Genomic DNA, 14512 nt, shown 5'->3' on the forward strand with positions numbered 1-14512 from the left:
CTCCTTCACTGGTCTCACTCGTCCGGATGTCGTCTCTGCTGGGGCCAGAGCCGCTGGTGCAGTTCGCTCGGCACGAACTCGGCGAGGCGCAGCCCGGCGGCCATCAGGCGTCGAGCGGCATCGTCGAACTCGCGGCAGGGCCACGGGTCGGTCGAGCAGCACGGGCAGAGATACGGCTGGCCGGGCGGCGGCAAATGACGCGCGGCCTGGTCGACGACCTCGGCCATCCGGCCTATCGGACTGTCGAGAGCGACCACGACGGCCACACAGTCCCGCCACCCTTCCGCCACGCTTCACGCGCCCCACGCCGACCTCGCCGACGCGCCCGCCGCTGACCGGCTCCGTCGCCCGACGGAACCTCTCGCGCGGCGTGGACGGTTGCTCTGCCGGGTGATCACGTGTGCCATGGTTCGACCCTGACTCCGGCTCACTGCGGGGCCAAGCCGCGAACGCGGGATGTCAAGGGGAGGATTCGGGGAGGATTCGCATCCTCCCCCTTCGACCGATGGTGTTGGGACGACCACGAGCTGTGTCAGGATAGGGCTGGTCAGCACGTGGGAGGGCAGCCCGCACCGATGGACAACGATCAGCTCCGGCAGGCTCGGGAGCGCACCGAGTCATCGACGCAGCCGGGCGAGTGCCTGTCGCGCCAAGAGCTTGCTGACCTGGTCAATCAGCACATCGCGGTGCACCACGAGACGCAGGCCGTGACTGATGCCAACTACATCGGCAAGCTCGAACGCGGCGTGATCCGCTGGCCCAGCGCGCTCTACCGCGAAGCGCTGCGAGCTGTACTGGGCGCTTCCACCGATGCCGCGCTGGGTTTCACCAACCGGCGGCGAACGGTGGTAAAGCTGGCGGACGTGGACCGCAAGCAGTTCCTGCGCAGCGTCGGCCTCGGTGTCGGCGCGCTGACACTGGCTCCCGTCGCTGCCCGGCTGCAGGGCAGCGAACCTACCCCCGTGCCCGCCCGGGTCGGCACCGCCGAGATCGGCCAGATCGCCACCGCGGCGAAGGTGTTCGCCGGCTGGGACCACACCTACGGCGGTGGCCTCGCACGCGAAGCCGTCCAAGCTCAGCTGCACTGGTCGGCCGGGCTGCTCGATGCCAGCTGCGACGAGGCGCTACGCGGCCCGCTGCGCAGCGCGATCGGCTACCTAGCCCACACCTGCGGGTTCATGGCCTTCGACGCCTACGCCCACGACGACGCCACCCACGCGTTCCAGTTCGGCCTCGCCTGCGCCGAAGAGGCCGGCGACTGGCACCTGCGCGCCAAGATCCTCTCCTCGATGGCGCGGCACGCGATCTGGATCGGCAAACCCGATGAAGGGCTGACCTGGATTGAGCACGCCCTGGTGCGCGCCGACCGGCTCACCGCGACCGAGCGGGCGATGCTGCACACCGCCCACGCCCGCGCACTGGCCAAGATGCGGCGCACCCGCGATGCTCTCGCCGCCGTCGGCCGCGCCGACGACGAGTTCGCCCACGCGACCCCGGCCAACGATCCGCCATGGATGGCCTACTACGACCATGCCCAGCACGTCGGCGACACCGGCCATGCCCTGTTCGACCTCGCCGTTCACGGGCACCGGCCGCTCGACGCCACCGCGCGGCTCTCGGACGCCGTCACCGGGCATACCGACGCCTACGCCCGCTCCCGCGCGATCTCCCAGACCAAACTGGCCACCTTGACCATGGCCACCGGTGACCCCGCCGAGGCTGCCGTGATCGGCCAGGCCGCGCTCGACGCCGCGGGCACCGTGCGCTCCCGCCGTGCCGCCGACGATCTGCGCGAGCTGTCCCGCTACGCCCACCGCCACAGCCGCACCCCCGAGGTCGCCGCTTTGCGCCAGCGCATCCACACGGTGGTCGCCGCGTCGTGACCACGACTGGAACCGAGGACGTCAAAGAGCTACTGCGCGCCGCATGTGACCAGGCGGGCATCGACACGCGGGGCGCTGAGCCCATCCGGCTCGGGGAGAACGCGATCTTCCGCCTTCCCGGCGGCATCGTCGCCCGCATTGCCCGCCCCGGCCAGCTCGACGCCGCCTCCCGGGAAGTCCGCATCGCCCGATGGCTCGCCGACCACGACATCCCCGCCGTCCGCGCCCTCGACGACCTCGGCCAACCCATCGAGGCGCACGGGCGTGCGGTGACCTTCTGGCACGAGCTGCCCGACCACCACAACGGCACCCCCGCTCAAGTCGCGACGGCGCTGCGCCGCCTGCACGACCTGCCCGTCGTCGCCGGGCAGCACCCGTTCTCCGCGCTGGAGCCGTTCGTCCGGCTCGACGAACGCATCACCGCCGCCACCAGCCTCACCGACGACGACCGCGCCTGGCTGCACCAGCACCTCGCCACCCTGCAAGAGAGCTACCACCACCTCCCCGCCGGCCTGCCGCACACCGTGCTGCACGGCGACGCCTGGGTCGGCAACGTCGTCGCTACCAACGACAACCAGGTCGTGCTGCTGGACCTCGAACGCGCCTCCATCGGCCCACCCGAATGGGACCTCGTCTCCACCGCCATCAAACACACCAGCTTCGCCTGGATCACCGCGGACGAGTACCGGAACTTCTGCCACCGCTACGGCCACGACGTCACCGCCTGGGACGGATTCGCGCTCCTGCGCGACATCCGCGAACTCCGCATGACCTGCTACCTCGCCCAACACGCCGCCGAAAACCCCCGCGCCCACCAGGAAGCCGAACTCCGTGTTTCCTGCCTACGCGGCCGGAATGGGCCCCGCCCCTGGTCCTGGTCGCCCGCGTCCTGATCCTCCCGCCGTATGCCGCTGGCAAACGTCGACTTCGCGGCGAACGACTGTATGCGGCCAAGGCGCCGAAGATCGGCGTGCCACCACCGAAATCGCCCGTGTCGAACACCTGTGCCGACGATGAGTCTCATGATTGTCGGCGGACGAGAGGAGGGGCATGGCTGTCCGGCTGGTGCACAGGCAGCGTTGGCTGCACGAGGTGCGATTCGGTGACCGGGCGGGCGCCGAAGCCTACGCGGAGCACTACGGTGGCGGGCTGTCGCGTTGGCAGGTTCTCCCGGCTCCAGCGAGCACGCCCAGAGCGGGCGCCGAGGCGCTGCGGGCAGGCGCGCGGCGTCGCCCCTCGACTACGTCCACGCCTGGCGGGTAGGCCACCAGCGCACGTCGCCGCGACCACACAGCCGGGATCCGAAAGGTGTTGCGGTGACTGGATTTCATCGGAACGGATCGGCCAGCGAACAGGACGGCCCGGGCGGTGCGGCGCGTACTGCACCGGGCGCTCGGCGGTCGTCGACGTCTTCGATTGAAGGGCGCTCGCCATGAGCTTGGTTGATCTCGGCGGCGACGCCAGGATGCAACGGACCCAGTTGCTGGTCCTCGACTTCGAAGGACTCACCCCAGCAGGCCGTCCGCCGGAACCGATCGAGGTCGCCGCGACCAAGCTCGAATACCGCAACGGCACCCTGGTCGAGATCGACAGGTTCGAGTCGCTCATCGAGCCGCCCGCAGGCATACCGGTGACCTGGCGCGAGCGTGCTGTCGGTTTTACACCAGCGATGCTCGCCTCCGCGCCACCCGCCGGGGAGGTGATGGCCGCCCTCGACCGGCTACTGCCCGCGCCCGATGACGAGACGACGAGCTGGCCGTACCGGGTTGTGGCACACGGAGCGGCGACCGAGCGCACCCTGATCTACGGACAACGCCAGCACTGCCCGAACCTGGCGGCGACACCACTACTCGACAGCGTCCGGCTCGCCCGCACCGTCCTGACCGGACTGGCGCATCACGGGCTCAGCGACGTCGCACGCCACCTGGGCATCCCGATCCCCACCGACCGGCATCGGGCGAGGGCCGACGTCGAACTCACCGTCACCGTACTAACCCGCCTTCTCGAACAGGGGCCGTGGCGCAGTCTGCACGACCTCGAACGCGACGCTCGACTGGAGCCCAAACACCCGGCGACAGACGCCGCCGAGCAAGAGAGCTTGTTCTAATCAGCGTTACGAGCTTGGCCGCGACTCCCAGATCTACACCGTCGCCCGCCGAGCGAAGCTGAGCACGCAGGTGGTGGTCACTGGCGTACGGCGCTGCCCAAGGCAACGGGATCGGCCGAGCCGGGATCTCGTTTGTGCTGCTGTTCGAAGACTTCGGCGAGGATGCGCCTGACGGTGTCCTGCAGGCTGGAGGTTGGCGGGATGAGCTGCTCGCCGGCCAGTCCGAGCAGGTCCTGCTCGCGGTACCACTCGCGCATGTGTTCGGGGCCGAACTCGGCCGCTTGCGGCCGAGTCTCGTGCCGGCGCAGGGACTCCTCGAACGAGACATCCAGGTAGTAGACGCCGGTGCGACCGCGGTGATCGGCGACGAGGTCGGCGAGCATGTCGCCGTAGCGCTCGGCATGCAGGATGCCTTCCACGATCACATGAAAGCCATTGTCGAGGGCGTAGCGACTCACGGTCGAGAGCAAACCGATGTTCACGCCACCGGGCACGTCACGTTCTTTGAGGATGGTCCGGCGGACCACGTCCTGGGCCGCCACCGCACACGTCCGGCCGAGGTGTGACCGGACGGCCAGCGCCACGGAGCTTTTGCCCGAGCCCGAGTTGCCGCGCACGATCGCCAGGCGTGTCGACTCCGATCCAGTGGGTGCCACGGCGGCAGTCTAGGCAGCGGGACCGTCACGACGAGCCCCGCCGCGCGCCATCGGCCGTTATCGCTGGGTGTCCTCGCGGGGCCACCAGCGCACGGCGCCGTCGATGAGGTCGGCGGTGTGTTCGGGCGCGTCGTCCGGGTAGTTCTCCCAGCGGGACTCGCCCGGCCCGTCGTGGACTCGGATGCCTTCGGTGTAGACCGCGAACAGGAAAGCTCCAGCCGTGCCGTGGGGGCGCTGATGGACCCAGTCCGGCATCGCGGTGGTGGGCAGGGTCTGCTCGATCCAGCGGCGGGCCTCGTCCTTGGTGGCGGCGTCGTGTTCGGCGACGCAGGCGATGTTGTCGTCGTCGCCGATGCCCAGCAGGATCGCCGCACCGAATCCGGTGCGGACCTCGGTGTTGGTCGCGGTGCTCAATGCAGTTCCCCCCTTGTACGCGTCGACTGGAACTTTCAGCATGCGCCCGTTCCGGTGCTCCCGCCAGTCACCTCATAGGGCTTCGTTCTCAGCATCGTCGCCGGTCAGCGCGGGTGAGTGTGGCATTGCGGTGGTACTTCGACGGTGCCGTGCCGCGGCATTCTGTCGGCGCCGTTGTGCTCAACGGCGCACAACATCACCTTCGAAGATACGGAAGACGAGGCGGCAATTCAGTGGACGACGTGATCACGCAGCTGTACATGCACGTGTTCCCTTTTCCCGATCGCACGCTGGCCGGGTTGGCGTTGCTGATGGGAGTGTGCTGCGGGATCACCGTGTGGCGGATGGCGTGGCGCGCCTACATTCCGGGGTTGACGCGCAGCTGGTACTGGTCGTTCGTCGCGCGGGCGGTGTTGCTGACCGGCATGGCGGTCGTGGCCTGGCCCGCCGTGATCCTGCTGGCCACCTTGTGCCAGTTCGACGGCCCGCGAGCACTGATCGAGCGGTTCGTGCTCGGCAAGCGACCGACCGCCGAGGACCCCGGGCCGGTGTGAACGGCCCCTTGCCGTCGCGCAGCGTTGTCCGCTAGGGCGCCGGTCGCGGCCGGAAGGGTTCCGGTTCAGAGCTGGATTCCGGCCCAGCGGGCGAAGGTGGCCAGGGAATCGGAGCGGCGGCGGTCCTGATGGGCGAGGGTGACCACCGTTTCGTGGACCTGCGGGTGGTAACGGGTCAGCTGCGGCGCCAGGGCCCGCGCGTTGTTGAGTTCGGCCAGGACCTGGTCACGCCGCCCGTGCAGCAGGGCCGCGCGGGCGAGGTCGACGTGGTGATGCCCTTTCCGGGAAGCCAGGGTACTGGGCGGGAGCGGAGTGTTCCGGGATAGTGCGGTGGCTCCGTCGCCGAGTTCGACGGCCGCGGCCACGGAATGGATGGTCACGTTGGCCGGATCGAACGCGGTGTCGTAGAAGTCCGTGCCGGGCTCGAGGACGCGGGCGCAGTCGGCAGCTTCGGCCAGGTGCGCGTCGGAGGTGGCGCGGTCACCGGAGCGGGCGGACAGGATCGCCGAGCGCAGATGCAGATAGCCCCGCACGGTCAGCGACGCCGGGCCGGTGGGTTCGGCTTCGACCAGGGACCGTCCGGTCGCGGCGAGGCGCTCGGCGGCGCCGTAGGCGCCGCGGTGCATCAGGGGCAGGCCGATCTCGCCCTCGCACAGCGCGGCCAGCAGCGGATCGCCCGAGGAGCCTGCGGCGGTGGCGGCGCGTTCGGCGGCTTGGCCGGCCAGCGGTGAGCCCAGGCGGTGCAGGCAGATCGTGACGCACTGGTAGAGGTGGGTCAGCAACGCGTGCGCCCGCTCGGCCTCGGCCCCCGCACGGGCGTGGGCGGCGGCGGTGTGCAGGGCGGCGAGCAGATCGGGCATCACCGCCGACGACCGGTCGTAGCGCGATTTCCGCTGGAGGTCGGCGACCGTGGCCACCGCCCGCGCCAGCGTGTCCAGGGGACTCGGCGGGTCGTCGGTGGCCAGGGCGGGGCCCGCGATCACGGCGGTCTCCAGCTCGGCGATGCCGTCGCGTTCGGTACCGAACTGCGGGCTGGGCTGCTCGTAGAGGTCGTACACGGTCAGGTTCAGCGCCCGCGCCGCCGCCGCGACGAACGCCGGAGACGCCGGTTTGCGGCCCTGCTCGACCGCACGCACCAGCGAGACCGACACATGCATCCGGGCGGCGAGCTGCCGCTGGCCCAGGTTCGGGTGCAGCTTGCGCGCGGCGCGGACTCGCCGCCCGACACCCGCCGGCCCGCGGTCCTCGGCTGCCACGGCCACGCTCCCTCCCGGAGACACCCCCGCCACTACCCATCAGGGTAGCTCCGATCCCTAGAAGACCTTGCCCGCGTTGACACCGAATGTGCTGAATCAGTGTCACAGCGTGTGCATCGGGGCTGATGGCGGGCGGCGAAGCAGCGAGAAGCACTCACTACACCCGACTCGTGGCAGGTGGACGTTGCCACCGCGCCGCGCCGATCGGAGACAGCGCCGCGCGACGCAGGGGCGGGCGTCGTGCCCGCTTTCTGTCGGGGGTCTGGCCCAGAATCGGCGACCGGAACTCGCCCGCGTGCCCGCGGGCGCCGACCGGCCACGTCACCCGGCACCCTCACGAAAGGCGCTGATGAACCTCACCACGACCGACATGTCGCCTGAAGCCCTGCGGGACGCCCTGATCGGCAAAGTCAAGGAAGCTGGCTATGCCCGCAACGGGGCCGTCGAAGACGCGTTGCGGACGGTCGAACGCCACCACTACGTCCCGGACGTCGAGCTGGCCGACGCCTACGCGAACGACATCGTGGTCACCAAGCGAACCCCGGACGGCGAGGTGTTGAGTTGCGCCTCGCAGCCCGGCATCGTCGCTCTCCTGCTGGACCAGCTGCGCCCGCAGCCCGGTGACCGTGTTCTCGAAATCGGTGCCGGAACCGGATACAACGCGGCACTGCTGGCGCACCTCGTCGGCAAGGAAGGCCGCGTCACTGCCATTGACGTGGACGGCGACATCGTCGACTACGCCCGCGAACGCGTCGCTGCCGCCGGCATCGGCAATGTCGAGGTCGTGCTCGGCGACGGTGCCCGCGGACACGAGCCCGGCGCATTCTACGACGGCATCATCGCCTCCGTCGGCGCGTACGGAATCCCCGGCGACTGGCTGTCTCAGCTGGCACCCGGCGGACGGCTGGTGATACCCCTGCGGATTCGCGGGAGCGTGTCTCGCTCGATCGCGTTCGAGCGAGCCCCCGACGGCGGCTGGCGCAGTGCCGAGCACGCGATGTGCGGGTTCGTCCCGCTGCGCGGCGGGATCGCCGACGACCCCCGCAGCCGGATCGACCTGACCGGCGACAACACCGTCACCCTCCAGTCCCACCAGGACCAGCCCTTCGCCCCCGAACGCCTGACCGGCGTACTCGACCAGCCCCGCAGCGAGATATGGACCGGGGTCACCTTCGCCCGGATGGAATCCCTGGAATGGCTGTACCTCTGGCTCACCTGCGCTTTACCTGGCGGCTTGCGCAGCATGCCAGCGGAGCAGACCGCGATCGACTCCGGCCTCATCACCCCGATGTTCCGCACGGGGATGGCCGTGCCCGGTGACGGCGAACTGGCCTACCTCGCTAAGCGTCCCGGCGGCCACGACAGCGAGGGCCACGAGCTGACCGAAACCGGCGTCGTCGGGCACGGCCCCCACGGTGGTGAACTGGCGGCCCGCGTCGCCGACGAGATCCGCACCTGGGACCGGGACTTCCGGCACCGCAGCGTCCGGTTCGAGATCCCCGCCGACGGCACCGACACCTCCGACCCGACACGCGGCCGGTTCTTCCTCGACCGCCCCCACCACCCCATCACCGTCGTCTGGCAGTAGGCCGAAACACCTGGCGACGGCTCGACCACGCGGGACGACCACCGGACCCACGAGAGGTCGGGGCGGCGCATTCCTGATCGCCGCTCTGGCCTCGTCGTCCTTCCCCGTCAGGCCGATGCCCGACGGCCCCTGGGCGTCGACGCCTCCGTCCGGCACGGAGGCGTCGGACTTGACCGATCGCCCGTTCGTGTCGGCGCTGTGGCTGGCTACGGTCGTTGACGTGACCGAAACGCAAGCGGGTGCTCGCCACAAGCCCAGCGCGCTGGAACTGATCGCGGAGTGCGTCCTACGGCTGCGGATGACCGATCCCACCGACACGCGGGCCTCGCTTCTGGCGGCGTGGCACGGGTTCGGCACCGCCGAGGCCGCCGGCCGCATGCTGCGCGAGGACAACGACGAGGACGCCGTGCTCGCGCGCAACGCGACGCCGGTGTTCGAGGCCGTCGCCGTGCTGATGCGGCAGGCACCGTCGATGCCCTACACCGACTTCGTGGTGGAGAACGTCAGCGGCCTGGTCCCCGAGGGCTACCGGCCGACGGACGACAGCGACCAGTTCGACGACCCAAACGTGGTGGCGGACCTGTCAGCGGCGGGCCAGGTCCGCCGCGGGATCCTCGCGCTCGCACTCGAACTGAACACGCTGCTGCCCGAAGCCGCTGAGAACGCCGCCGCACCGGACGACCGCCTCGCGTGCGAGCACGGCACCAGGCTGGCCTACGAGCTGTCGAACTGCTGGGAGGGCAAGCTCAGCTCGTACCTGAATGGCGGACGGGATCTCATCGGCGACCGCAAGATGCCGTCGGCGGGCGCGAAACCCAAGCAGGGCAAGAAGAAGCGCACGCCGAAGCGGAAATGATCTGAGCATGTTGCCGACAGATCGGGTCGTGCTGGTCGACCTGGAGAACGTGGTGGGGTTTCGGCCCAAGCGACGAACTCTGCGTACCCGGATGACCGCGCTGCTCGACGCAGCCGGTCCCCGGCACCATGCCGTCGCCGCCTACGCCTCCCTCGAGGACACCGACGACGTCACCGCCTCCACGCTGGCGGCGCTCGGCGTCGCGCCCCTGCGTGTTACGCCCGGGCCCGACGCCGCGGAACTCGCCCTGCTCGCGCACGCGCGGCGGATGCAGGCCGACGGCTGCGCCTGCTTCACCGTCTGCTCCGGCGATCACGCCTTCGCCGTTCTCGGCGACGCGGACGCCTCGTCTCTCGAAGTCCTTGTCTGGCAAGGACAACCGGTCGCCACCGGCCTCGCCGCAGCCGCCGACCACGTGCGCCGGCTCCCTCGACTGGCCGAAGGCGACGTCCCAGTTCGGCCCGAGGCCACCGGCAACTCCGGGCACCTCACGCGGCACCGCGCGCCATCCCGATCGAAGCGACAGACCCAAGTGCCGTTGAACGGTCTCGTCACAGGCTTCGCCACTGGCATCGGTATCGCCCTCGGTGCACGCCTCGGCAGTTTGCTCTGGCCCGGCGCGACCGTCGGGGAGCGCCGCGGCCCGCGTTAGCGCCAGGTGGCGAGTGACCAAGGGCCGTCGATCCACAGCTGTATTTCGGCGATGGGTGCGCGCGGGGCGAGCCACAGTCGCCAGTGTCCGTATCCGAGCCATCGATCACCAGGGTGCACGTCGGTGAAGGTGTCGGGGTTTCTGGACCGGACGACGATGCGCAGGCGTCGTCGTTCTCCGGCGTGGTCGAGGTAGTCCTCGTGCTCGTCGCGGAGCTGCTGGGTGTTGCCAGAGTGTGCAGTGCCGATGTCGCGGACCGTGCCGTGGACCGCGAGGGGATGCCGGGTCTTCGGTGGCCGTTCCAGGTGGGCGGCGATCGCGGCGGCCTCGGTCGCGTGGCGGCAGAACTGGTTCCACCGCAGTTTCTTCCCGGCGTAGCGGGCGCGGAATCGGCGGGCCGCGTCGGGGTCATCGTCGAACTCGCGCAAGAGCCGCAGGATGCCGGCGGCGGTACTCAGCGCCGGGACGAGCGTGCGATTGGAGGTGGTGACCCTCAAGCGAGCTGTGGGCTCGCCAGGGTTACCGGGTGGCCGGGGGTCGGGCGGTTCGATCGTGTCGGGGTCCGGTAGCCGCAGCTCGTAATCCTCGCCGTCTTTGACCAGGGTGCCGCGGCTGTCGCGGATGAGGGTCTCGGCGCGGTTCTTGAAGTCGTAGTCGCAGCCCGGGTCGTGTTCGCCGTTGCCTGTCAGCCGGTAGAACGCCATCACCTGGGTCGTCCCGCCATTGGGTGTGCGGCGCGGGTAGGACGGCACCGCGATCACAGCGGTGGTGCAGGCACCGCACCGCAGCGGCTTGTACGCCTCGAACGGAGGCGGAACCGCATCGATGGCGGCCCGCCCGTATGTTCGCCCGCGGCTATCTCGCGCCGCAGGTATCCCCACCCGCTCAGCCATAGCCCCCTCGATATCGACTCGCCAGCCAATATCGACATTACCGAGTCTAGGCCCCTCTGCTGCCGAATTCGCCCACGTGACCTGGCGTGACCACTGCGGCGACGGCCTGGGGAACGCGTTGTCGAAGGCCGGCTGGGCTATGTTCGTCGAGGGCGATACGGGCGCGGGTCGAGAGCGATACGGCAGTCGGTGTTGGTCTCCGTGATGGTCGGTGGCGAGGTGAGCGGGCGATGCCCAATGTGGAGGAGTCGGGGCAACGCGATCGGCGCTTGGTTCTGGAGTTCATCACGGACGATCCGTGGGAGCAGCAGCTGGCTCGGGACTACTGGCTCGTGGATGGCGACGGGAAGTTCGTCTACAAGGTCGGTGACCTGGAGCGGCGGGCCTACGACGAGCGTCCGGCGTTAGCCCGGCAGCGGATCCCGGGTTTGGCGTACTACCTGCGTAAGCGGGTCCGTGCGCATGTCCCGGCGGCATCGTGTCCGAGCTGCGGTGCTCGTGTCCATGTCGACAACCGGCCCGACTACCAGAAGGTGCTCAAGCGGCTGGATGCAGGCGAGGTTCAGGCCTGCGCGCCGTGCCGTGCGTCCGCGGTCGACGCGGCAGATCGAGCAGTCGCCGTGAAGCGGTGGCGTGCGGACCACGGCTGGTACGACGAGCATCCGCCGGTGAAGGTCGCGGCCTTGTCGCTGCGGGAGGCGGTGAGCCTGCTGGCGGTATTTCGGGTGCCCTTCGACAGCGCGTTCACCTCGACCACGCCGCTGCAACGGTGGCGGCGGAGGCTAGTGCCGCCTTACGCGGGAACCGAGCTAGACGCCCGCGCGCGGTTGCGGGAGCTGATCAAAGCAGGACTCCTGTTCCCGCATCCGGACTGCCCGTCCTCGGGGTATCGCGCCGTCCACAGCCGGGCTCAGGAGGTATCGCTCAACTTCGAAACGGCCCGCTTGACCGCACCTGGGCCGGGGCCGACCGGCCCGCGCAACGAAGCCCTCGTCGCCGATCTCGTGGCAGCGTTGACCGGTCCATGGCCCGAGCGGTGGCACCGGCAGCGCGCCGTGGAGTGCCGCAAGCTACTGCACGCCGAGAACACCGGCTATCTGATCCGAGCGCTGCACGAGCGCGGCCTGCCCGCACCACGCCACGACCTCGAACGCGACATCATGGGCCGCCTGGCCGACAGGCTGACGCTGGCGGAGGCGGTCTACCTGATCGAGACCGCGACCGAGCGTGCACACGAGCAACTCCGGCAGGGACATCTGGCCAATGTCCGCGAGGCCACCAACCAGGTCCTGGATCGCGTGCGCTGGTACCTCCGCCAGATCACCACGGGCGAGGCCGAGCCGAAGGCACTGACAGCTCTGCCAGCACCCTGCTCGATCGTCGCGACAACGTTCTTCCGTACCGCGATGAGACGGGATTCCGCCCTGCACGAACGCGCCGAGCCCCTCGATCTGCCACCCGCCACCGAGTCCACATGACGACGCGCTGTCGGTCAGCGCCGCTACGGTGGCAGAAATGACCACCGCCACGGCAACCCCGGACCCGTCCCACGGCAGCGACATCCTGACCGTGATCGCCCGCCACGTCGCGCTGCGCGAACACGTTCCCGGTCGCTGGTACGGCCCCTGCCCGTTCTGCACGTCGACGACCTTCCAGGTCCGCCCGCCTCACGGCACCTACCACTGCTTCGGGTGCGGCGAAGGTGGCACGGCAGCCACGTTCGCCGCCCGAATCCAACGCCATTGACTGCCGGTTCCAGTCAGACCGTTAGCCGATCACTCGCCACCTCAGTGTTCGTCGAACTTTGCGGAGTGTTCTTTGGCCGAACCTCCGCCACTAGAGCCCGCGATGTTGTTGCGCCAACCCGAAGTTGCTTCCGGAGCGTCTCCGCGGAGATCGGACGCCGGTAACGTCGCCAGTGGTCGGCGTCCGCGCGGCGAGCGCGCTCTACGAGTTCCTCGTCGAGAGCAGTAGTCCGGCGGGGCTCCGCTCCTACCCGCTGGTCATGAAGTAGGGCCGTGGGCCTGCGCGCATCCGGCTCCGCATCGTCACGCTTCGGCTCTGAAGACGAGGCGCCGGACGGTTGCCCTGGTCCGGGATCAGCGCTTGCGGCGCTAAGCGCGCGGAGCAGGCCAGGCCCGGCCTCGGCCCATCCGATCAGCAGGAGCGGGCCGACCGAGTCGAACGCGGCCTTACCCCACTGACCAGCACACACCGGGTCAGCAACGTTCAACAGCAGGGTCACCACGCTCGCCCCGACCAAGAGGCGCCGTGCCGGCCGAAGCACGTCATCGCTGGCCCCGGACAGCGCCAGGTGCCGCGTACCGACAAGCAACCCCAGCACCGTCAGATCAACAGCCGGTGCCACCAGCGGCGCCACAAACGCGGGTACCTGCAGCGTCAATGCCAGGTTCAACACATTGCCGAACCCGAAGAGGAAGGTGAGCCCGATGACCAACCCCATCGTGACCGTGACAAACCGAGCAACTGTCTGTGAGTTGGCGTTCATGAGGTGCTCCCACGCGAGCCCGGAAGCTCGAAGGTCGCCTCGACCGTCAACGTGCCGATGAGAAGTCCCTGGTCAGACCCGTTCCCATCCTTTGGTAGTCCCGCCGAGGGCACCCAGTCTGAACACACAAAACCGGCCCCTGCCAGCGAAACGCGGTAGGGGCCGATTCATGTGCGCACCTCAGCGCATGGCCGAAACGTTCAATCCCCCGCCGCCCCGTCGTAGCAGACTGCCAGGCATGACGATCAACCTCAGCCGCGCCGGGACGTTCATGGCGGGGTGTGCGCGCATCCTCGATCGGCGGCGTTTCGAGTTGCTGACGGGTGGTGACCCGGCCGCGCGGGACGCTGTGCTCGCCGCCGTTGATGGGTATCGCAATGCCGACGGGGGCTACGGGTGGGGGCTCGAGCCCGACCTGCGTGCAGCCGAGAGCCAGCCGGGCGGGGCGCTGCACGCCATGGAGGCCATCGCCGACGCCGGGCCCGCTACCTCTCCCCGAACCGCCGCACTTCTCGACTGGCTTCAGGCTGCCGGCCTTCCCGACGGCGGGCTGCCCTTCGCGCTGCCCATCGGCGACCCCACCGCATGTGCGCCGTTCTGGGTGCAGGCCGATCCACATACCTCATCGCTGCAGATCACGGCCGCCGTCGCCGCGCAGGCGTATCGGGTCGCTCAGTGGGACGACGACGCGAAGAACCATCCCTGGCTCGAAACCGTCACTCACTACTGCTTCGACACGATCGCGCGGATCAGCGAGCCGCCGTTCGCCTATGTGTTGTCCTTCGCCCTGCGGTTCCTCGACGCGGCGGCCGATCACCATCCCGAAGCGCACAAGTTGCTGGCCCATCTCGGGCAGTTCGTCCCGTCCGACGGCGCGGTACCGGTCGCCGGCGGCTCTCCCGGCGAAACCTTGCACCTGCTCGATTTCGCCCCGGAGCCCGGACGACCGGTGCGCGCCCTGGTCGACGACGCCGCTGTCGCCGCCGACCTCGACCGGCTGGAGAACGGGCAGCAGCCCGACGGCGGCTGGAGTGTCGACTTCGCCAGCTACTCCGAGGCCGCCGCACTCGAATGGCGCGGCTACGCCACCGTCAACGCCGTCGCCGTGCTGCGGATGAACGGGCGCCTCGGCTAACGCCCCGTG

The 14512-nt window shown here is 69.6% G+C and carries 16 protein-coding genes; 10 read left to right on the forward strand and 6 right to left on the reverse strand.

Annotated features, from left to right (window positions below):
- Nucleotides 1-14: 14 nt before the first annotated feature.
- A complete protein-coding gene (locus tag HFP15_RS16975; RefSeq protein ID WP_168516625.1) occupies nucleotides 15-227 on the reverse strand; it encodes a hypothetical protein in 213 nt (70 codons plus the stop codon).
- A 348-nt stretch (nucleotides 228-575) separates the two neighbouring features.
- Here HFP15_RS16975 and HFP15_RS16980 point away from each other — a divergent pair, with 348 nt between their 5' ends.
- The 3 genes from HFP15_RS16980 (at nucleotide 576) to HFP15_RS16990 (ending at nucleotide 3990) form a co-directional block, all read left to right on the forward strand.
- Nucleotides 576-1883, forward strand: coding sequence for an NsdA family TPR-like regulatory protein (locus HFP15_RS16980; protein WP_210717362.1), 1308 nt, complete (start codon nucleotides 576-578; stop codon nucleotides 1881-1883).
- A complete protein-coding gene (locus HFP15_RS16985) occupies nucleotides 1880-2776 on the forward strand; it encodes a phosphotransferase enzyme family protein (RefSeq protein WP_168516627.1) in 897 nt (298 codons plus the stop codon). Before HFP15_RS16980 ends, HFP15_RS16985 begins: the two co-directional genes overlap by 4 nt.
- A gap of 539 nt (nucleotides 2777-3315) precedes the next feature.
- Nucleotides 3316-3990: a 3'-5' exonuclease gene (locus tag HFP15_RS16990; RefSeq protein ID WP_210717363.1), complete on the forward strand. Its 675-nt coding sequence runs from the start codon at nucleotides 3316-3318 to the stop codon at nucleotides 3988-3990.
- 77 nt (nucleotides 3991-4067) lie between these two features.
- Here the strand turns inward: HFP15_RS16990 and HFP15_RS16995 are convergent, their stop codons facing one another.
- Nucleotides 4068-4646 (reverse strand): kinase, encoded by a 579-nt coding sequence (locus tag HFP15_RS16995; RefSeq protein ID WP_168516629.1) that lies wholly within the window; start codon nucleotides 4644-4646, stop codon nucleotides 4068-4070.
- Between the two features lie 57 nt (nucleotides 4647-4703).
- Nucleotides 4704-5060: a hypothetical protein gene (locus HFP15_RS17000; protein ID WP_168516632.1), complete on the reverse strand. Its 357-nt coding sequence runs from the start codon at nucleotides 5058-5060 to the stop codon at nucleotides 4704-4706.
- Between the two features lie 242 nt (nucleotides 5061-5302).
- Here HFP15_RS17000 and HFP15_RS17005 point away from each other — a divergent pair, with 242 nt between their 5' ends.
- Complete coding sequence (locus HFP15_RS17005) at nucleotides 5303-5614, forward strand: hypothetical protein (protein WP_168516634.1); 312 nt, start codon at nucleotides 5303-5305, stop codon at nucleotides 5612-5614.
- A 65-nt stretch (nucleotides 5615-5679) separates the two neighbouring features.
- Here HFP15_RS17005 and HFP15_RS17010 read toward each other — a convergent pair whose 3' ends face one another.
- Nucleotides 5680-6870 (reverse strand): helix-turn-helix domain-containing protein, encoded by a 1191-nt coding sequence (locus HFP15_RS17010; protein WP_168516636.1) that lies wholly within the window; start codon nucleotides 6868-6870, stop codon nucleotides 5680-5682.
- 349 nt (nucleotides 6871-7219) lie between these two features.
- Between HFP15_RS17010 and fxlM the strand changes: the two genes are divergently transcribed.
- From fxlM to HFP15_RS17025, 3 genes are all read left to right on the forward strand, one after another.
- The gene (fxlM, locus tag HFP15_RS17015) at nucleotides 7220-8458 is read left to right on the forward strand and encodes a methyltransferase, FxLD system (RefSeq protein WP_168516638.1); all 1239 of its coding nucleotides are present in this window, start codon (nucleotides 7220-7222) and stop codon (nucleotides 8456-8458) included.
- 220 nt (nucleotides 8459-8678) lie between these two features.
- The gene (locus HFP15_RS17020) at nucleotides 8679-9314 is read left to right on the forward strand and encodes a hypothetical protein (protein WP_168516640.1); all 636 of its coding nucleotides are present in this window, start codon (nucleotides 8679-8681) and stop codon (nucleotides 9312-9314) included.
- Between the two features lie 7 nt (nucleotides 9315-9321).
- On the forward strand, nucleotides 9322-9966 hold the full coding sequence (locus HFP15_RS17025) for a hypothetical protein (protein ID WP_168516642.1): 645 nt from the start codon (nucleotides 9322-9324) through the stop codon (nucleotides 9964-9966).
- Here the strand turns inward: HFP15_RS17025 and HFP15_RS17030 are convergent.
- Nucleotides 9963-10859 carry a hypothetical protein gene (locus HFP15_RS17030; protein WP_168516644.1) on the reverse strand — a complete coding sequence of 299 codons (897 nt, stop codon included), beginning with the start codon at nucleotides 10857-10859 and terminating at the stop codon, nucleotides 9963-9965. The two genes, HFP15_RS17025 and HFP15_RS17030, sit on opposite strands and share 4 nt — an antisense overlap.
- A gap of 230 nt (nucleotides 10860-11089) precedes the next feature.
- Between HFP15_RS17030 and HFP15_RS17035 the strand changes: the two genes are divergently transcribed.
- Nucleotides 11090-12337 carry a hypothetical protein gene (locus HFP15_RS17035; RefSeq protein WP_168516646.1) on the forward strand — a complete coding sequence of 416 codons (1248 nt, stop codon included), beginning with the start codon at nucleotides 11090-11092 and terminating at the stop codon, nucleotides 12335-12337.
- Nucleotides 12338-12374: 37 nt separating this feature from the next.
- Nucleotides 12375-12605 (forward strand): CHC2 zinc finger domain-containing protein, encoded by a 231-nt coding sequence (locus HFP15_RS17040; RefSeq protein ID WP_168516648.1) that lies wholly within the window; start codon nucleotides 12375-12377, stop codon nucleotides 12603-12605.
- A gap of 13 nt (nucleotides 12606-12618) precedes the next feature.
- On the opposite strand, the gene HFP15_RS17045 is transcribed toward HFP15_RS17040, so the two are convergent.
- Entirely contained in the window at nucleotides 12619-13368 is a 750-nt protein-coding gene (locus tag HFP15_RS17045) for a hypothetical protein (RefSeq protein WP_168516650.1), read from the reverse strand.
- A 238-nt stretch (nucleotides 13369-13606) separates the two neighbouring features.
- Here HFP15_RS17045 and HFP15_RS17050 point away from each other — a divergent pair, with 238 nt between their 5' ends.
- Complete coding sequence (locus HFP15_RS17050) at nucleotides 13607-14503, forward strand: hypothetical protein (protein ID WP_168516652.1); 897 nt, start codon at nucleotides 13607-13609, stop codon at nucleotides 14501-14503.
- The last annotated feature ends 9 nt before the right edge of the window (nucleotides 14504-14512 follow it).

Source organism: Amycolatopsis acididurans, assembly GCF_012328925.1.
Lineage (GTDB): Bacteria > Actinomycetota > Actinomycetes > Mycobacteriales > Pseudonocardiaceae > Amycolatopsis_E > Amycolatopsis_E acididurans.